Annotated in this window: 13 protein-coding genes and 1 rRNA gene; 7 read left to right on the top strand and 7 right to left on the bottom strand. The window is 75.9% G+C overall.

Annotation, left to right across the window (positions count from 1 at the left end; translation table 11 throughout):
- Nucleotides 1–56 precede the first annotated feature (56 nt).
- Nucleotides 57–1,580, bottom strand: a 16S ribosomal RNA gene (locus ACI79L_RS03390).
- 361 nt (nucleotides 1,581–1,941) lie between these two features.
- On the bottom strand, nucleotides 1,942–2,079 hold the full coding sequence (locus tag ACI79L_RS03385) for a hypothetical protein (protein WP_456935420.1): 138 nt from the start codon (nucleotides 2,077–2,079) through the stop codon (nucleotides 1,942–1,944).
- Between the two features lie 242 nt (nucleotides 2,080–2,321).
- Between ACI79L_RS03385 and ACI79L_RS03380 the strand changes: the two genes are divergently transcribed.
- From ACI79L_RS03380 to ACI79L_RS03365, 4 genes are all read left to right on the top strand, one after another.
- Entirely contained in the window at nucleotides 2,322–4,442 is a 2,121-nt protein-coding gene (locus ACI79L_RS03380; RefSeq protein WP_456935419.1) for an MMPL family transporter, read from the top strand.
- A 123-nt stretch (nucleotides 4,443–4,565) separates the two neighbouring features.
- Nucleotides 4,566–5,645 (top strand): hypothetical protein, encoded by a 1,080-nt coding sequence (locus tag ACI79L_RS03375; RefSeq protein WP_456935418.1) that lies wholly within the window; start codon nucleotides 4,566–4,568, stop codon nucleotides 5,643–5,645.
- Between the two features lie 210 nt (nucleotides 5,646–5,855).
- Nucleotides 5,856–7,901, top strand: coding sequence for a SpoIIE family protein phosphatase (locus ACI79L_RS03370; RefSeq protein WP_456935417.1), 2,046 nt, complete (start codon nucleotides 5,856–5,858; stop codon nucleotides 7,899–7,901).
- A gap of 125 nt (nucleotides 7,902–8,026) precedes the next feature.
- Nucleotides 8,027–8,782 (top strand): hypothetical protein, encoded by a 756-nt coding sequence (locus ACI79L_RS03365; RefSeq protein WP_456935416.1) that lies wholly within the window; start codon nucleotides 8,027–8,029, stop codon nucleotides 8,780–8,782.
- A gap of 21 nt (nucleotides 8,783–8,803) precedes the next feature.
- Here the strand turns inward: ACI79L_RS03365 and ACI79L_RS03360 are convergent, their stop codons facing one another.
- Nucleotides 8,804–10,066, bottom strand: coding sequence for an AI-2E family transporter (locus tag ACI79L_RS03360; RefSeq protein ID WP_456935415.1), 1,263 nt, complete (start codon nucleotides 10,064–10,066; stop codon nucleotides 8,804–8,806).
- Between the two features lie 147 nt (nucleotides 10,067–10,213).
- Between ACI79L_RS03360 and ACI79L_RS03355 the strand changes: the two genes are divergently transcribed.
- Nucleotides 10,214–11,203: a rod shape-determining protein gene (locus ACI79L_RS03355; protein ID WP_456935414.1), complete on the top strand. Its 990-nt coding sequence runs from the start codon at nucleotides 10,214–10,216 to the stop codon at nucleotides 11,201–11,203.
- A 21-nt stretch (nucleotides 11,204–11,224) separates the two neighbouring features.
- Here the strand turns inward: ACI79L_RS03355 and ACI79L_RS03350 are convergent, their stop codons facing one another.
- From ACI79L_RS03350 to ACI79L_RS03340, 3 genes are all read right to left on the bottom strand, one after another.
- Nucleotides 11,225–14,278, bottom strand: coding sequence for an FtsW/RodA/SpoVE family cell cycle protein (locus ACI79L_RS03350; protein ID WP_456935413.1), 3,054 nt, complete (start codon nucleotides 14,276–14,278; stop codon nucleotides 11,225–11,227).
- Between the two features lie 17 nt (nucleotides 14,279–14,295).
- Nucleotides 14,296–15,438 (bottom strand): hypothetical protein, encoded by a 1,143-nt coding sequence (locus tag ACI79L_RS03345; RefSeq protein WP_456935412.1) that lies wholly within the window; start codon nucleotides 15,436–15,438, stop codon nucleotides 14,296–14,298.
- 182 nt (nucleotides 15,439–15,620) lie between these two features.
- Nucleotides 15,621–15,884 carry an SHOCT domain-containing protein gene (locus ACI79L_RS03340; protein WP_456935411.1) on the bottom strand — a complete coding sequence of 88 codons (264 nt, stop codon included), beginning with the start codon at nucleotides 15,882–15,884 and terminating at the stop codon, nucleotides 15,621–15,623.
- 305 nt (nucleotides 15,885–16,189) lie between these two features.
- Here ACI79L_RS03340 and ACI79L_RS03335 point away from each other — a divergent pair, with 305 nt between their 5' ends.
- Nucleotides 16,190–16,441 carry a hypothetical protein gene (locus tag ACI79L_RS03335; protein WP_456935410.1) on the top strand — a complete coding sequence of 84 codons (252 nt, stop codon included), beginning with the start codon at nucleotides 16,190–16,192 and terminating at the stop codon, nucleotides 16,439–16,441.
- A gap of 26 nt (nucleotides 16,442–16,467) precedes the next feature.
- Here the strand turns inward: ACI79L_RS03335 and ACI79L_RS03330 are convergent, their stop codons facing one another.
- Complete coding sequence (locus ACI79L_RS03330; protein WP_456935409.1) at nucleotides 16,468–18,000, bottom strand: serine hydrolase domain-containing protein; 1,533 nt, start codon at nucleotides 17,998–18,000, stop codon at nucleotides 16,468–16,470.
- Nucleotides 18,001–18,226: 226 nt separating this feature from the next.
- Between ACI79L_RS03330 and ACI79L_RS03325 the strand changes: the two genes are divergently transcribed.
- Entirely contained in the window at nucleotides 18,227–18,691 is a 465-nt protein-coding gene (locus tag ACI79L_RS03325; protein WP_456935408.1) for an Hsp20/alpha crystallin family protein, read from the top strand.
- Nucleotides 18,692–18,719: the final 28 nt, after the last annotated feature.

The raw sequence follows: 18,719 nt of genomic DNA, 5'->3' as shown, positions 1-18,719 counted from the left end.
CGGTCCGGGCATGGCTTGGACCGGCGCAGCAGGGCTGGCCGGTCGGTGCTCCTTAGAAAGGAGGTGATCCAGCCGCACCTTCCGGTACGGCTACCTTGTTACGACTTCGTCCCAATCGCCGATCCCGCCTTCGACGGCTCCCTCCCACGAGGGGTTGGGCCACCGGCTTCGGGCGTTACCGACTTTCGTGACGTGACGGGCGGTGTGTACAAGGCCCGGGAACGTATTCACCGCAGCGTTGCTGATCTGCGATTACTAGCGACTCCAACTTCATGGGGTCGAGTTGCAGACCCCAATCCGAACTGAGACCGGCTTTTTGGGATTCGCTCCACCTCGCGGTATCGCAGCCCTTTGTACCGGCCATTGTAGCATGTTTGCAGCCCTAGACATAAGGGGCATGATGATTTGACGTCATCCCCACCTTCCTCCGAGTTGACCCCGGCAGTCTCCCATGAGTCCCCACCATCACGTGCTGGCAACATGGAACGAGGGTTGCGCTCGTTGCGGGACTTAACCCAACATCTCACGACACGAGCTGACGACAACCATGCACCACCTGTGCACGACCCTAAAAGGACACCGTATCTCTACGGCTTTTCCGTGCATGTCAAGCCTAGGTAAGGTTCTTCGCGTTGCATCGAATTAAGCAACATGCTCCGCCGCTTGTGCGGGCCCCCGTCAATTCCTTTGAGTTTTAGCCTTGCGGCCGTACTCCCCAGGCGGGGCGCTTAATGCGTTAGCTGCGGCACGGAGACCGTGGAATGGCCCCCACACCTAGCGCCCAACGTTTACGGCGTGGACTACCAGGGTATCTAATCCTGTTCGCTCCCCACGCTTTCGCTCCTCAGCGTCAGTATCGGCCCAGAGACCCGCCTTCGCCACCGGTGTTCCTCCTGATATCTGCGCATTTCACCGCTACACCAGGAATTCCAGTCTCCCCTGCCGAACTCGAGTCCGCCCGTATCGACTGCAGGCCCGGAGTTGAGCTCCGGGTTTTCACAGCCGACGCGACGAACCGCCTACGAGCTCTTTACGCCCAATAATTCCGGACAACGCTCGCACCCTACGTATTACCGCGGCTGCTGGCACGTAGTTGGCCGGTGCTTCTTCTGCAGGTACCGTCACCTCGCGGCTTCGTCCCTGCTGAAAGAGGTTTACAACCCGAAGGCCGTCATCCCCCACGCGGCGTCGCTGCGTCAGGCTTTCGCCCATTGCGCAATATTCCCCACTGCTGCCTCCCGTAGGAGTCTGGGCCGTGTCTCAGTCCCAGTGTGGCCGGTCACCCTCTCAGGCCGGCTACCCGTCGTCGCCTTGGTAGGCCACTACCCCACCAACAAGCTGATAGGCCGCGGGCCCATCCCCAGCCGGAAACCCTTTCCACCACCAGACCATGCGGCCAGCGGTCACATCCGGTATTAGCCCCAATTTCTTGGAGTTATCCCGAAGCCGGGGGCAGGTTGCCCACGTGTTACTCACCCGTTCGCCACTCATCCCCCCGCAAGCGGGGTTCAGCGTTCGACTTGCATGTGTTAAGCACGCCGCCAGCGTTCGTCCTGAGCCAGGATCAAACTCTCCGTAGATGATTTGAAACCGGCTGAGAACCGCGACCTGACAGATCGCGATATCCATCAACCAAAGGAATCCCCCCGCGCCCGAAGACGCGGACAGGGGTTTGTTACTTGGCACTGACTTTCGGCACGCTGTTGAGTTCTCAAGGAGCGGACGCGCTCGTACTCCGGCCCTTTCCAGGCCCTCGTTCGAGGCGGTGACCCCACTCTAGCACCGGCTCCGCAACAGTCCGGCCCCCAGGCCGGCCCGGCGGTTTCCCGCGCCTTCCGGCCCGGTCCGTTCTCGCTCGGTGCAGGAAGAACCATACACGCCCCCCAAGGGGCTCTGCAGGGGGACCCCCGAGGTCTGGGCCACACCCCTCACCGGGGTCGGTCAGGAGGGCGGGGCGTCCTCCGCGTCGTCGTCGGACAGGTCCTGCGGCACCCCCTCGGACGGCGCGCGGTGCCGCTGCGGATCGGTCTCGCTCGCCAACCGCTGCTCCACGTCGGGGGTCTGCTCCGGCTTCGTCATGCGGGGGACTGTCCTCCCCCACTCCCGGCCCCGCAGCCCGTCCCGTGCGCCCCGCGCGGGGATCGGCGCCGGTCACGGCGGGCGAGGGGCCGGTCACGAGGGCGAGGCCCACGCCCGGTTGGGGCGGCCCGGGGCGATCACCGGGGACCAAGGTCGGTGACGGACCGCCGGGCCCGTCGCTAGCGTCCGGCCCGACAGTCCCCGTCCGGGTCCGCCGGCCCGGTGTCCCGGAGGGCCCGGTCATGGGCAGGTCGTACGCGTCCCGTGTCAGTTCCCCACGGCTGAAGTGGGTCATCCTCGTCGTCTGGCTGGCGCTGGCCGCGGCGGCCGCTCCCCTGGCCGGCGGGCTCACCGGCGAGCAGGAGAACGACATCGCCGCCTGGCTGCCGCAGGACGCGGAGTCCACCCGCGTGCTGGAGCTGCAGCGCGGGCTCGGCGCGAACCCCGACCTCATCCCCGCCGTGGTCGTCTACGAACGGACGTCCGGCCTGACCGAGGGAGACCTCGCCGCCGTCCAGGAGGACGTGGGCGCCTTCGGGGAGCTCGACGCGCTCTCCGGCAGCGTGGTCGGTCCGATCCCGGCCGAGGACGGTCAGGCCGTGCAGCTCGTCGTCCCCCTGGACGTCGGGCCGGACGGCTGGGAGGCCATCGCCCCGATCGTCGACGACATCCGCGCCGAGGCGTCGCAGGCGCCCGACGGGCTCGGGACGTGGGTGACCGGTCCCGCGGGCAACGCGGCCGACTCCTCGGAGGCCTTCGCGGGGATCGACGGCACGCTGCTGTTCGCCGCCCTCGGCGTCGTCATCGTCATCCTGCTGCTGACCTACCGCAGCCCGGTCCTCTGGGTCCTGCCGATCTTCTCGGCGGTCATCGCGCTGGTCTGCGCCCAGGCGGTCGTCTACCTGCTGGCCCGGTACGCGGACCTCACCGTCAACGCCCAGAGCGCGAGCATCCTCACCGTCCTGGTCGTCGGCGCGGGGACCGACTACGCCCTCCTGCTGGTGGCCCGGTACCGGGAGGAGCTGCGGCTGCACACCGACCGGCACGAGGCGATGACCGAGGCCGTGCACCGGGCCGGCCCGGCGGTGGTGGCCAGCGCGGGCACGGTGGTCCTCGGCATGCTGTGCCTGGTCGCCGCGGAGATGAACTCGACCGCGGGTCTCGGGCCGGTGGCCGCGATCGGCGTCGCCGTCACCCTGGTCGTGCTGATGACGCTGCTGCCGGCGCTGCTGGTGATCTGCGGCCGGTGGGTCTTCTGGCCGGTCCGGCCCGCCTTCGGCAGCGCCGAGCCGAGCGCCACCGGGTGGTGGGCGCGCGTCGGGGCCTGGATCCGGCCGCGCCCCCGGGCCACCTGGATGGTCACCAGCGCGCTGCTGCTGATCGCCTGCCTCGGCGTCCTCCGGCTGGACCCGAGCGGCCTCACCCAGGCCGAGGGCTTCCGCGGGACGCCGGAGTCGATCGCCGGCGAGGAGGTCGCCGCGGAGCACTTCCCCGCCGTCGCCGGGAACCCGGTGGTCGTGGTGACGACGGCCGGCGACGCCGAGGCGGTCGCCGCCGCCGTGGCCGGGGACGACGGCATCGCCGCCGTCGCTCCCCCGCAGGTCGTCGGGGACGGCGCGCTGCTCGAGGCCTCGCTGGCCGACCCGTTCGACAGCGCGGCGGCCGCCGCCACCGTCGAGCAGCTGCGCACCTCGCTCGACGACGTCGGCGACGGGCAGGCGCTGGTCGGCGGGACGACGGCGCTCAACCTCGACGTCCAGACCGCCTCGCAGCGGGACAACCGCGTCGTGATCCCGCTGATCATGCTGGTGGTGCTCGTCGTCCTGGGCCTGCTGCTGCGGGCGCTGGTCGCACCGTTGATCCTCATCGCGACGGTGGTGCTGTCCTTCGGCGCCGCGCTCGGCCTGAGCGCCCTGGTCTTCGACTGGGTGCTCGGGGTGACCGCGACCGACAGCTCGTTCCCGCTGTTCGTCTTCGTGTTCCTCGTCGCCCTCGGGATCGACTACAACATCTTCCTGATGACCCGGGTGCGGGAGGAGTCCGCCGACCACGGCACCCGGCGGGCCGCCCTGATCGGTCTGGCCGCCACCGGCGGCGTGATCACCTCGGCGGGCCTGGTGCTCGCGGCGACGTTCGCGGTGCTCGGCACCCTGCCGCTGACCTTCCTGACCCAGCTGGGCATCGCGGTGGCGCTCGGGGTGCTGCTCGACACGATCGTCGTGCGGTCGGTGCTGGTGACCGCGCTGACCCTCGACGTCGGCCGGTGGATGTGGTGGCCCGGCCGGCTGGCGCACCGTCTCGACGAGCCGGAGGCGCCGCCCACGCCGGCGGCGTCGCCGTCCGAGGCGCCGGCCCGGACCTGACGCCGGCGGACGTCCCGGTACGGCGGCGTCCCGCTCGACGGCACGGGCCTGGGGTTCCCGCGGGCCCGCGGGCAGGGTGGAGCGGCTCGTGGGACCCGCCGCGGCGGACCGGAGGAGCCCCGGGTGGAGCACGGAGGACGGCTGCGCCTCGCCGAGCAGTGCCGGGTCGTCGTCGACGACGACTGGGCCGGGGACCCCGACGGCCTCGTCGCCCTGGCCCACCACCTGCTGTCCCCGACCAACCGGGTGGTCGCCGTCACCAGCTCCCTCCTCAACCCGCTGTTCGGCCCGCTGGGGTCGACGGCGGAGCGGGGCTCGGCGCTGGCCCGGGAGCTGGTCGACCTGGTCGGCGGCCCCGCCCGGCCGCCGGTGCACACCGGCGCGGAGGGCCCCTTCGACGGCGCGTCGGCGTCGGCGGCGTCGGCAGCGATCGTGGCCGAGGCGCGGCGGGACGACGACCTGCCGCTGTTCCTCGTCTGCGCCGGCCCGCTGACCGACGTCGCGGCCGCGCTGCAGCAGGCGCCCGACATCCCGACCCGGCTGACCCTGGTCTGGGTCGTCCTCGCCCGGCCGGAGCCGGCGATCCGGCAGTTCCCGCTGGAGACCTACCGGCGCTGCGCCTACTCGGTCGCCGAGCTCGAGCGCGACCTCGCCGGCAGCGGCCGGGTCGGCCGGTGGCTGTGGACCCGCTTCCTCGAGCTCGCGCTGCCCGACTGGATCCGGCTCGGCGGCGTCTGGCCCCTCGGCGACAGCCCGCCGGTGCTGGTCACCGCGCTCGACGACGAGTCCAGCACCCGGACCGACGGCCGTGGCCCGCCGGCCGAGGGCCCGGCCGACCATCGCGATCCCGGGCACGCTGACCGCGGGCAGGGTGCCCACGACCGCGGCGGTGCGGGTCCGCAGCCGGCCCCCCGGCGGGCGGCCGCCGGGGGGCCGGCGCGCGGACCGGGGTCGTCAGCCTCCCGAGGTCCGCGCCGGGTCCGGGGAGCCCGCGACCGGCGGGCGCGTGCCGTCGAGGGCCGCGAGCTCCTCGTCGCGGCGGGTCACCGCACGGGCCAGCGCGACGACCAGGGTCAGCTCCAGCACCAGGCCCAGCACGGTGAGCACCACCCAGCCCACGGCGGCCTCCACGGTCCCGTCGTCCGGGCGGCTCAGGACGGGGACCGCTCGACGCGGCCGTGCACGGGTGGGCCGGGGCGGTGACCGCTGGTCATGCGCCCATGGTCGGGACGCGGCGGTGTCCCGCCTCACCCCTGGCGGGCGATCCCGGCGGCCCGGGAGGCACCGCCGCTGTGTGCTCGGCCACACCCGTCGCGGAACGGACCCGGCCGATGCGTGAACCGGGCCGCGGCCCGGGTAAGCGCGGGGCCCGCGGTGCGACCGCCCCGGGTCGGAACTGCGATGGGTGACGGTGTGACCGACCACGGCGGAGCGGACGCCGACGCGACCGGCAGGGCGCCCGCGGACGGCGTTCCCGGGCCGGACGCCGAGGAGCGGCTGGCGCGCACGGTCGGGGACGCCGGCGTCGTCCGCGCCGCGTTCGACCAGGTGCCGCTGATCCTCGCCGTCTACGCCGGACCCGAGCACACCGTGGTGGCGGCCAACGCGGCGATGCGGTCGTTCTTCGGCCGCGACGAGCTGGTCGGGGCGCCGATCCGGTCGGCGCTGCCGGAGCTGGCGGGGCAGCACGTGTTCGAGCTGATCGACGAGGTGTACGCCACCGGTCGCAGCCGGGTGGCGCGGGAGTGGCGGCTGCAGGTCGACCTCGGCGGCACCGGCGAGCTGCAGGAGGTCTACCTCGACTTCCACATGGCGCCGACGCGCGCCGCCGACGGGCGGGTGAGCGGCGTGGCCACCTACGCCTACGACGTCACCGAGTCCGTGCGGGCGCGGCAGGCCGCCCAGGAGCAGGCCGCCGACGCCGAGCGGCGGGCGCGCGACGCGCGCGACGTGGTCACCGCGCTGCAGGAGGCCCTGCTGCCCACCGACCTGCCGGTGCTGCCCGGCGCCCGGATCGCCGCCCGGTACCTGGTCGCCGAGCGCGACCAGGTGGCCGGCGGGGACTGGTTCGACGCGATCCCGCTGCCCGGCGGCAGCGTCGCGCTCGTCGTCGGCGACGTCGTCGGGCACGGGGTCGCGGCGTCGGCGGCGATGGGGCAGCTGCGGGCGGTGCTCTCCGACGCGCTGGTCACCGGCGCCGGGCCGGCCCGGGCGCTGGCCCGCGCGGACGCGTTCGCCGCGCGCAGCCCGCGGCTGCGGGCCACGACCGTGGCGCTGGTCGTGCTCGACCCGGCCACCGGCGACCTCACCTACGCCTGCTGCGGGCAGCCCCCGCCGGTGGTCGTCGCCCCCGACGGGTCCACCCGCTTCCTCGCCGACCTCGGCGGCGAGCCGCTGGGCACCGGCGTCCCCGGCACCGCGCCGGCGCTGTCACGCGACACCCTGGCGCCCGGGGAGCTGGTGCTGCTCTACAGCGACGGGCTGGTCGAGCGGCCGCACCGCAGCATCGCCGACGGCATGGCGGAGCTGGCGAAGGTCGCCGCCGACGCCGCGACCGGGCAGGCGCCCCTCGGCGCCCGGGGCGGCCCGGCCGAGCGGGTCTGCCGGCTGACCGTCGAGCTGCTCACCCGCACCGGCTACGACGACGACGTCACCACCCTCGCCGCCCACCGCCTGCCCGAGCCGGTGCCCGCGCTGCACGCCGGGACGACCACCGACCACGGCGGCATCCGCGGGCTGCGGCGCACCGTCGACGCGTGGCTGGACGGGCTCGACCCGGCCGACGACGACCGCGACGCCGTCGAGCTGGCGATGTGGGAGGCGATCGCCAACGCCGTCGACCACGCCTACCCGCCGGGGCTGCCCGGGCCGGTCCGGGTGGACGCCGCCCTGCTGCCCGACGGCGTGCTGGAGTGCCGCGTCACCGACGAGGGCAGCTGGCGCGACCCGGACCCCGGGGCCACCCACCGCGGCCGGGGGCTGCTCATGGCCCAGCAGCTCACCGACTCCCTGCACGTGCTGCGCGGCGCCGGCGGCCCGGCCGACGCCGGCACGGTGGTCACGCTGCGGCACCGGCTGCACCGGCCGGCGATGCTCGGCAACGACATCGGCCGCGACGCCGCGCCCGTCGTCCGCGCGCCGTTCGCCGTCGACGTGGCCCCGGGCGGTGGGGACGGCGGGCCGGCCTCCCGCGACGTGCGGCTGCGGGTGTCCGGGCCGGTGGACGTCACCTCGGTCGAGGCGCTGTCCCGGCAGCTGGCCGCGGCCTCCCGCGGCGGGGTGCTGCCGCTGACCGTCGACCTCAGCGAGGTGACGCTGCTCGCCAGCGCCGGCGTGCAGGTGCTGCACCGGATGCGCGACCAGCTCGCCGGGCACGGCCACGCGCTGACCCTCGTCGCGCCGCCCGGCAGCACCGCCCGCGCCGTCCTCGACCTCGTGCACCTGCCCGCCACCGGCTGACCCGCGGCCCGGGGGCCGCCGGGGACCGGCCCGGGGCGCCCCGCCGCGGCCACGGCGCCCCCGTGGCGGCGGCGGGCACGGCACGATCGCGGGAGGCGGTCGCAGCCACGCGCGCGGGAGGTGCCGTGGAGCTGGAGCTGGAGGTCCTGCCCGTGGTCAGCGGGCGGCGCGAGCTCGTCGCCTGGCTGGTGCTCGGCTTCCTCGTGACCTTCCTCGTCACCCGGTTCGTCACGCACGCCATCCGCCTCGGCCGCGGGCCGTTCCGGGACGCCAGCGTCGGCGGGGTGCACCTGCACCACGAGGTCTACGGGATCTTCCTGCTGCTGGTCACCGGGACCGTCGAGTTCACCTACCGCCCCGAGGGGGCCGGCGCCGTCCTGGTCGCGGTGCTCTTCGGCGCCGGCGCGGCCCTGACCCTCGACGAGTTCGCCCTGTGGCTGCACCTGGAGGACGTGTACTGGTCCCGGGAGGGCCGCAGCTCCGTGGACGCGGTGCTCATCGCGCTGGTCGTCGGCGTCCTGCTGCTGGCCGGCGCCAACCCGTTCGACGCCGACGACGCCGACAGCGAGGCCGCGCTCGCGCTGACCGTGGCGGTCAACCTGGTGTTCGCGCTGGTCGCCGTCCTCAAGGGCCGTGTCGTGCTCGGCGTGGTGGGGGTGTTCGTGCCGCTGCTCGCGCTCGTCGGCGCGGTGCGGCTGGCCAGGCCGGCGTCCCCGTGGGCCCGGCGCCGCTACGCGCCGGGCAGCCCCCGCGCCGAGCGCGCGCTGCGCCGGTTCCCGCCGGGCCGGCGCAACCGCTGGGACGGCCTGGTCGACCTGTTCACCGCCGTGCCGCGGTCCACGCCGGCCGCGGCGGCCCCGGGCACCCCCGCCGCCGGCTGACCGGCGGCGGGCCGTCCCGCGTCAGTGCGGCGGCCTCCGCAGCCGCCACCGGTGCGGCCGGGGGCGGGGCGCGGCCGGGACGTCGTCCACGACCAGCTCGTAGCGCCGCCCGTAGGTCTCCACCACCGACTCGACGGCGGCGACGACCGGGATGGCCACCAGCGCGCCCATCGGCCCGAGCAGGCTCACCCCGACGATCACCGAGCCGAGGGCGACCGCCGGGTGCACGTGCACCGTGCGCGCGGTGATCCGCGGCCCGACGAGGTAGTTCTCCACCTGCTGGTAGACGGTGCCGAAGACCACGACCCACAGCGCGTCCGACGGCTGCCCGGCCAGCGCCACGACCGCCGGCAGGCCGATCGCGAGGTAGGTCCCCACGGTGGGGATGAACTGCGACACCAGGCCGGTCCACAGCGCGAGCGGCAGCCAGAACGGCACGCCGAGCACCGCCAGGAACACCGCGGTGACGAACGCGCTGAGCAGGGCCAGCAGGAACCGGGAGAACACGAAGCCGCCGGTCTTCTCCACCGCGATCTCCCAGACGGTGGCGATCACCCGCTGCTGGCGGGGCGGGAAGCGGCGGGAGACGGTGTCCCGCAGCGCGGGGGCCTGCGCGGACATGTAGAAGGCGAACAGCAGGAACGTCAGCGTCTGGAAGATCGCGCCGATCACCGTCGTCACGAACCCGAGGACGCCCGGGGTGAGGTCCTCGACGACCTGCTGGACCCGCTCGGGGGTGAGCTGGAGGGAGTCGACGACGTCGGCGGCCTGCAGCTGGGTGCCGAAGGTGCGGTTGACCGCGTCCACCAGGCTGCGGACGACGTCGGGCAGCGAGGTGACCAGCCCGGCGAGCTGGTCGACCAGCAGGGTGCCGAACGCGGCGACCAGGCCGATCGCGAGGAGCACCACCGCGAGCATCACCAGGCCGGTGGCGGCCCCGCGGCGCAGTCCCCGGCGGGTGAGGGCGTGCACGGCCGGTTCGATGCTGATCGAGAACATCCAGGCGAGGAACACCAGGCCGAGGAAGCTCCGCAGGTGGGTGAACGACCAGGCCGCCACCTGGTAGGCGGCGACGGCGAGCAGCACCAGGAGCAGGACCCGGCGCAGCCACGGCGGCTCGGCACCCCAGCGGCCGGGGGACGCGCCGTCGGCCGGGACGGGGGGCGTGGCAGCCGGCGTCACAGGTGGCGTGACCGGCGGCGTCACCGGGGGCGCGGCAGCGGGCGGCGGGGCGGCCGGCACCTCGCGCCCGGCGGTCCCGTCGGGCTCCCCACTCCCCGGCACGCTCGCACGGTAGAGGGGACCGGGACCTCCGGCACAGGCCGGAGGTCCGCGGTCGGCAGGACCTCCGTCGGGGCGCGCCGGGGCATCTGGACCGGACCCGGGCCCGCCGCCAGACTGTCCGGGCACCCGGGGGTCAGGAGGCACCGCGTGGAGCTCGGGATCGATCTCGGCACCGCCACCACCGTCGTGAGCGACGTGCGCCGCGGGATCCTCTACGACGAACCGACCGTCATGCTCGTGCGCCGCGGCAGCGGCCGCCGCGACCGGGTGCTGGCCGTCGGCCGGGAGGCCGCCGACCTGCTCGGCCGCGCGCCGTCCCGGTACGCCGCGGTGCGCCCCCTCGACGACGGCGTGGTCACCGACCTCGAGACCACCCGGACCTACCTGCGCGCGGTGCTGCGGGCGGCGGGCCAGCGGCTGTGGCGGATGCCCGTCCGCGCGGTGGTCACGGTGCCGGTCGGGTCCAGCGCGCTGGAGCACCGGGCGCTGCTGGAGGCCGCCGAGGAGGCGGGCATCCGTCCGGTGACCGCGCTGGACGAGGCGGTCGCCGGCGCCGTCGGCTGCGGCCTCGACCCGCTGGAGCGGCGGGTGCACATGGTCGTCGACGTCGGCGGCGGGCGGGCCGAGGCGGTCGCGTTCTGCTACGGCGGCGTGCTCGCCTCCCGGACCAGCAAGACCGGCGGCGAGGAGATGACGCTGGCCGTCGCCCGGTTCCTGCGCGAGCAGCACCAGCTGCTGGTCGGCGACCTGGAGGCGGAGGCGCTCAAGGTCCGGCTCTCCTCGGCCGGGGACGAGCCGCTCGTCGTCCAGGGGCGGGACGGCGTCAGCGGCCGGCCGCGGCTGGCCACCGTCCCGGCGGCGGAGGTGGCCGAGGCGCTGCGCCCGGTCGTCGACGACATCGTGCGGACCCTGGCGCCCTGCCTGGACGACCTCCCGCCGCAGGCGATCGCCGACGTGATGGGCGAGGGTGTGCTCGTCTTCGGCGGGTCCTCCCTGATCCCCGGCCTCCCGCAGGAGCTCGAGCGGGTGCTCGGCCTGCCGGTCAAGCCGGCCGAGGAGCCGCTGACCTGCGTCGCCGACGGCGCCGCCCGGGCGCTGCGCAACCGGGCGCTGCTGTCGGCCTACGGCCGCCGCTGACCCGCCGGGCGCCGCCGACCGTCAGGGGGCCTGCACCGGCTCGGTCGCGAGGACGTCGGCCCGGTGGTCCAGGTAGTGGCGCAGGCCCGCGGACACGACGTCCTTGGCGTTGTTGGCCCCCGTCCCCGGCCCCTGCACCATCGCCGTCACGACGATCTCCGGGGCGTCCATCGGGGCGGCGACGGTCAGCCAGTTGTCGTACTCGTCGTCGCGCAGGCCGCCGTCCTGGGCCGTACCGGTCTTGCCGCCGACCGGGGCCGGAAGGCCGGCGAGCCGGACGGCCGTCCCGCTGGTGACGGCGTCACGCATACCCTCGCGGACCGGACCCAGCTCGGCGGCGTAGGGCAGCGGCGCGGGGGCCGGCGTGGGGACGGCGGTGTGGGACCCCTGCGTCCCGATCGACATGCCCAGCCGCGGGGTGACCAGGGACCCGGTGCTGAGCGCAGCGGTCCACCGGGCGTTCTGCAGCGGCGTCACCGTGATCTCGCCCTGGCCGATGCCGAGGATGACGGTGGACCCGCCGTACCAGGTGCCGCCGTCGGCCTCCACGGACTCCGGCGTGCCGAGGTACCCGGCGGACTCGCCGGGCAGGTCGATGCCGGTGCGCTGCCCGACGCCGAGCGACTGCGCGGTGTCGATCATCGCCTCGGGGCCGAGCGCGACGGCGAGCTTGTAGAAGTAGACGTCGTTGGAGATGGCGATCGACTCGCGCAGGTCCATCGGCCCCATCGGCCGCCAGTTGCCGAAGGTGTGCCCGCCGTAGGTGAAGCTGCCCCCGGTCGGGATCACCTGGCCGGGGTCCCACACCCGGTGGGCCTGGTTGGCCGCGGCGACGACGAGCTTGAACGTCGACCCGGGCGGCGCGACCGCCTGCGTGACGTGCTCGAGCGTCGGTGACCCCGGCGCCGAGGCGAGCGCGTCCAGCGCGCCGCGGTCGGCCGGCGGGCCGTAGACGTTGTTGTCGAACGACGGGGCGCTGGCGATGGCGAGCACGTGCCCGGTGCGGGGGTCCATCGCGACGGCGGCGCCGATCTTGCCCTGCGGCCGGGGCTGGGCGCGCAGCGCGGCGGCCAGGCCGGCCGCGAGCTGCCGCTGCAGGCCCAGGTCGAGCGCCAGCCGCAGGTCGGCGCCGGGCACGGGCTCGACGCGGCCGGCCAGTGCGACGGGCACGCCCGCCGGGTCCACGTACACGCACTGCTGCCCGTTGGTGCCGCGCAGCACGGCGTCGTACTCCAGCTCCAGGCCGGCCCGGCCGACGATCTCGCCGTTGGGCAGGCCGGCCCAGCGCTCCTCCGCCTCGGGGGTGGCCACGCCGACGAAGCCGAGGACCGGGCCGAGCAGCGCGCCCTCCGGGTACCAGCGGCGGGGCTCCTGCACGACGAGCACGCCGGTGATCCCGGCGGCGGCGATCGTGTCGCCGACGGCCCGGGGCACCTCGGCCACCGGCAGCGACAGCGTGGTGGCCTCCGCCGCGTCGAGCTGGGCCTGCAGCTCGGCGGGCGGGCGGGCGGTCAGGACGGCGAGCCGCTCGACGGCCGCGGCGTCGTCGCGCACGAGAGCGGGCACCGCGAGCACCCGGTCGACGCCGGTGCCGGCGGCCGCGGCGTCGACGGCCAGCGGGGCGTCGTGCCGGTCGGTGATGGCGCCGCGGGGCGCGGGCAGCCGGATGCAGCGGGTCATCTGCTCCTCGCCGGCGAGCGTGAGCTCCTCGCCCCGGGTGACCTGCATCCGCCAGCCGTAGAGCCCGAAGGCGACGAGCAGCACGGAGAGGGCGGCCGCGGCCAGCCGGAGCAGCCGCGGACGCGGGTTGCGCCGGCCCGGCGGCGCCCACAGCCGCCGGCGGGCGCTGTCCCGGCGGACGCCCAGCACGACGCCGATCGCGGCCAGGTGCACGACCAGCGCCGTCCCGCCGTAGCTGAGCAGCGGGAACGGCACGCCGGCCAGGGGCAGCAGCCCGAGGTTGGCCCCGATCGAGACGACGGTCTCGACGCCCATGAGGATCGCCAGCCCGCCGCCGACCAGCGCGGCCTGCGGCGTGCGCGCCCGGCGACTGGCCAGCGCGAGCCGCCACACGAGGACGACGACGGCGAGCACCACGGCGGCGCCCGCGACCAGGCCCCACTGCCCGACCAGGCTGGCCGGCGCGAGGTCGGTCTGCCCCTCGGGCAGGTACTCGGCGCGCAGCTCGCGCAGCGGGTCGCCGGCCCGCCCGGTCAGCCCGCCGGAGGCGACGGCGATGTGCGCCTGCCGCAGCGCCCAGCCCGAGCCGGTCGGCGACTCGTGCGCGCCGACCAGGAAGGTGCCCAGCCGCTGCAGCTGGTAGGGCTGCAGCAGGCTGATCATCAGCGGCGCGGAGACCACGGCCGCGGCGCCCAGCGGCAGCAGGAAGCGCGCGGGCACCCGGCCGAGGACGAGCATCGAGGCGGTGAGGACGACCAGCAGCATGGTGGTGCTCAGGTCCGGCTGGAGCAGGGTGAGCGCGATGGGCACGACCGCCAGCAGCACGGCGAGGCCGAAGCGCCGCCACGCCGGCCGGGCGGAGCCGAGGACGGCGGCGAGCACCAGCAGCAGCCCGAGCTTGGCCAGCTCGGAGGGCTGGAAGGTGACCGCACCCAGGACGAACCAGCGGGTGGCGCCCTTGACCGTCACCCCGACCGTGAGGACGCCGACGAGGAAGACGACGGCCGCGACGTAGGACACCCAGCCCAGCACGCCGAGGTACCGGACGCGGACCCGCCAGAAGGCCGCGAGGGCGAGGATGCCCCCGGCGGCGATCAGGCCCTGGCGCAGCGCGAGGTCGTGCGCGCCGATCAGGTACAGGTTGGCCAGCCCCAGCCCGACCAGGGCGAGGGCGGCGACCACGGCGAGCAGGTCGAACACCGCGCTGCGGCGCTCCCGGCGCTCCTCCCGGGTCCGGCCCCGCCCGCCCTCGGCGGCCGGCAGCCCGCCCGGCTCCAGCGGGGAGTCCTCCGGGACGGCCCACAGCACGCGGCGCTGGCGGCGGCTCCACCGCCGGCCCGCCCGGCGGTCCCCCGCGTCGTCGTCCGGCCGGCCGGGGGGCACCGAGTACGGCATGCGGGTCTCCCGTCGGGTCAGCGGGTGCGGAGCTCGGGCGGGCAGGAGCCCACGGACAGCGGCGCGGAGGCCGCGGTCGCAGGCTGGTCGGTGACGGCCAGGACCGCCACGGCCGGCAGGGGCGGCAGCGCGACGACGCCGACGGCCTCGGCCCGCTCCCCTCCCGGCGGGACGGCGACCGTGCCGCCCGGCGCGGTGGAGGTGTCGCCGGTGCAGCGGTCGACGAGCAGGTAGGACCAGGTCACCCGCTGCTCCGCGGCGTCGGGGACCAGCCGCACCTGCACCCGCACGGTGCACGGCTGCCCCGGCTCGCACGCGTCCAGGCCGCGCAGGTCGACCGCGGCCACGCGGCCGGCCGACGCCGGGGCCGGCGGGGTGACCGGCACGCCGTCGGGCGTCGGCTCCGCGGTCGGCTCGACACCGCTGCGCCCGGCGTCCAGGAGCACGTCGACGTCGGCGGCGATCTCGTCCCGCAGCAGGACCACCTCCGTCGTGACCGCCGCGGCCAGCACCACGACCGAGAGCAGCCACGCCCCGACCCGCCGTGCGGTGCGGGAGGTCTCGCGCCGGACCGGGCGCGAGACGGTGCCGCGGGCGGCGGCCGACGCGGCCGCCCCGACCGGCCCGCCCGCCGCGATGGACCGCACCAGCGCGCCCAGCTCGGCGCGGACGGCGCCGCGGTCGATCGCCGCGGCGGCCTCGGCGACCCGCCGCGCGACGGGAGGGACGCCGGCGTCCGGCAGGGCCACCACCGCGTCGTCGACCGCGTCCAGCAGCGGGTCCTCCGCCTCCGCCGCCCCGGGACGGGACCGGGCGGTGGCCGCGACGTCGGCGAGGACCGCGGCGACGGCGGGACCGGCCGGCGTGGCGGAGGGGTGGAGGACCACGTGCCCGTCGGTCCCCACCGCGAGCCGGTCCAGGAGCCCGCGGCCGGCGGTCCCGGTGTCCGGCACCGGCAGCTGCGCCGCCTGCTCCAGCACGCCGGCGGACAGCTCGAGGGCCTGCGGCGCGGTGAGCCGGGCGAGGGCGAGCAGGCGGCTGAGCGCGACGCTGCCGGGGGGTGCCGGGGGTGGGGCGGACGGCCGCTGCTGGGCCGGAGGGGGAGGCGTGGAGCCGTCGTCGAGGCCCCCGGACGCCCGTTCGATCGTCAGGTCTGCCACTGACTGTCACCCGCCCATCCGCGTGCTCAGGATGTCCCCCGGGTCCGGCCCGCCCAGGCTGGTGCACGGAGCCCCCGGCTGTCACCGGGTCGCCGCACGGCGTCGCACCGGAACCGGCGCGTCGCGCTGGAAGACCGGCGCGTCGAGGCCGCGTCGCCCGGTCCCGGGGTGGTGCGCCGGTCTCAGCCGGGGGTCCGCGGGGCGGAGCTCGAACCGCGCAGCGCCGCCAGCCGGCTGCGGTACTCGTCCTCGCCGATCTCCCCGCGCGCGAGACGCTCGGCCAGCAGTTCCTCGGCCGTCGGCCGCGGCGGGGCGGGCGGCGGCTGCCCGCCCGTCCGCATGAGCGCCCGGAACAGGCCCACCACCACGGCGATGAGCAGCACGGCGCTGGCGGTCAGGGTGAACCAGCCCCAGCCGCTCATGTGGTCCCAGCCGTACCAGCCCATGGCCGTCCGCCTCCTCGCCGGCGCGTCCTGCTCCCGCCCCGCGACGTCACCGTGCCGGGCCGGGTGCGGTCCGCTCCAGGGGCGGTGGCCCCTCCCGGCCGCGGGCGGAGTGCCCTGTCCACCGCGGGCCGCGGACCGCACGGCGACGCCGGGCGGCCCGCCGGGGGGCCGCGCGTCCCCGGGGCCACCGCTCCCGCCGGGGACCGTCCGGCCGGCCGGAGGGTCTTCCGCCCCTGCCCGCGGCCTCCCCTCCGGGGTCACCGTGACCCTGCAGGGCGAGGCCGTCGGAGCGGGAGGAGACCGCGATGCAGGACGGGAGCACGTCGCGACTGCGGGACGAGCTGCGCCAGGTGGAGGCGGAGATCGAGCGGACCCGGCGGTCCGCGCAGGAGAGCCGCGCCTGGGTGGGGCAGCGCACCGAGGGGGCCACCGATCCCGAGGACAGGAGCGCCGCCATCGCGGAGGCGGAGCTGCAGGAGGCGCTGCTCGGCGTCCTGACCCGCCGCCGCGACCGGCTGCTCGACCGCGTGCGCGCCCTCGACGCAGCGGCGGGGTGACCCGGTCCGTCCCTGCTGCGCCGGGCTCAGCCTCCCCGGTGCCGCGGCCACGACCGGCCGACGGCGAGCGCCGCCCCGGTGGCCGCGGCGGCCCCGAGCCACCGGCGCGGGTCCTGCCGGTCCGGCCGCCTCGCGAACGACATCAGGTCGAAGACCAGCCGCGGCGGGTCCTCCTCGGTGAACACCACCCGGGCGGTCCGCCCGTACTCCGGGGTCTCGACCCGGAACACGCGCGGGTCGCCGGGGTCGTCGGGGTGGAGCACCATCGCGCGGGGCAGGACGCGGGCCGGCGTCAGCGGGACCAGCACCAGGCGGCCGCGGCGGACGGACACCCCGAACCCCGCGCCCGCGAGCAGATGCGGGAAGACGTCCGTCACCGGACCGGCGTCGGGCGCGTACCAGCCGCACAGGTCCGGCCACACCTCCGGGTGGGGGACGACGTCGTCCCGGGCCCGGTCCTCCGGCAGCCCGAGCAGGAGGCGGAGCAGCGCGCCGGCGAGCGGCTCCGCGGCGCCGCGGCCGTCGAGCGCGCCGGTGTTGGTGAGCACGACGACGCCGGTGCCCCCGTCCGGTGCCATGTCGATGGCGGACAGGAACCCCGCGACGATGCCGCCCTTGCCGACGAGCGCGCGGCCCCCCTCCTCGTGCGGCTCGAAACCCAGGCCCATGCCCGCCGCCCGCGGGTCGGGCCGGAAGTGCGGCCGGACCATCGACGCGACCGACTCCGCGCTCAGCACGCGGCCGTGCTCGTTCGCCCCGCCGTGCAGCACCGCCGCGACGTAGCGGGCCAGGTCCCTCGCGGTGGAGTACGCCCCGCCGCCCCCGGGTGTCGGCACCTCCCGGTGCCGGACCGCCTCCGGCCCGCGCCGGCGCAGCACGTACCCGGTGGCCAGGGCCGAGCGCAGCCGGCCGTCGAGGACGAGGGCGGTGTCGGTCATGCCCAGCGGGCGGAAGACGTGCTCGCGCAGGTACCGGTCGAGCGCCTCCCCGGAGACGTCCTCCACCAGCTGCCCCAGGACGGCGAAGCCGTGGTTGCTGTAGGCCCATCGCGTCCCCGGCTGCACGTCGACGGGCAGCCCGCCGCGGTAGTAGTCGGCGAGCGGGACGACGCCCCGGGCGACGAGGCCCGAGCCGGCGCCGGGGTGGAGCAGCAGGTCCGAGCCCCGCCGCCAGTAGCCGATCCCGCCGGTGTGGGTCAGCAGGTGGCGCACCGTGGGCTGGGCGATGCCGGCCCGGGCGGGGACGAGGCGGACGGCCCGCAGGTGGTCCGCGGCCGGTGCGTCCAGGTCCACCAGGCCCCGCTCGGCCAGCTGCACCACCGCGACCGCCGTCATCGTCTTGGTCAGCGAGCCGATCCGGAACACGGTGTCCTCCCCGACCGGCCGGCCGGAGGCGACGTCGGCGACGCCGGAGCGGAGGAACCGCGGGGCCCCGTCCCCGCGCACGAGCGCGACCGCGAGCCCGGCCGAGGGCCAGCGGCCGAGCGTCCGCGCCACGGTGCGGCGGAGGTCGGGCTCCGCCACGGCCGTCGTGCCGGGGTCCACGTGCAGGGTGGTCATCGGACTGCTCCCGTCGGGAGACGAGCAGGTCTGCGTCCCCAGCGTCGGCGGCGCCGGCGCCGCGGGCGAGGACCGGACGTCCCCGGGGGACACCGCCGTCGGTCCCGGCCGGGCGGGGCGGGGTCGACGGACCCGCGGTGCGGGACCTCCGCCCCTGCTCGCCGGAACCGGGCCCTCGGCACGGTGGTGGGGTCCCCGTCCGATCCACCACCGAGGAGACGACCTCATGACCACCCTGCAGGAACGGGACAAGCGCACCCTCGAGTCGCCGTGGAGCCGGCTGGACCGCCTGTTCGACGAGTGGATGCGGACCATGCCGATGCGCCGGCTGCTGGGCGAGGGCCCCGGCGAGGAGGTCATCCGCGTCGACGAGTACCGCGACGACGACACCCAGGTCATCCGCGCCGAGCTGCCCGGCATCGACCCCGACCGGGACGTCCAGCTCACCATCTCGAACGGGATGCTCCGCATCGACGCCGAGCGCCGGATCGAGGAGGAGACCCAGCAGAAGGGCTTCACCCGGCACGAGATGCGCTACGGCAGCTTCACCCGCACCCTCCCCCTCGCCGAGGGCGCGACCGAGGACGACATCCACGCCGAGTACAAGGACGGCGTCCTCGAGATCCGGGTGCCGGTCGCCCGGCGGCCGGTGGAGACCGGCCCGAAGAAGATCCCGGTCTCGCACGGCTGACCCGCACGGGCGTCGCCGGGAGGGGCCC

It is taken from the genome of Geodermatophilus sp. SYSU D00684 (assembly GCF_054050455.1).
The sequence above is the reverse complement of the archived record's forward strand: the minus strand, read 5'-3'. Positions and strand labels throughout refer to the sequence as shown.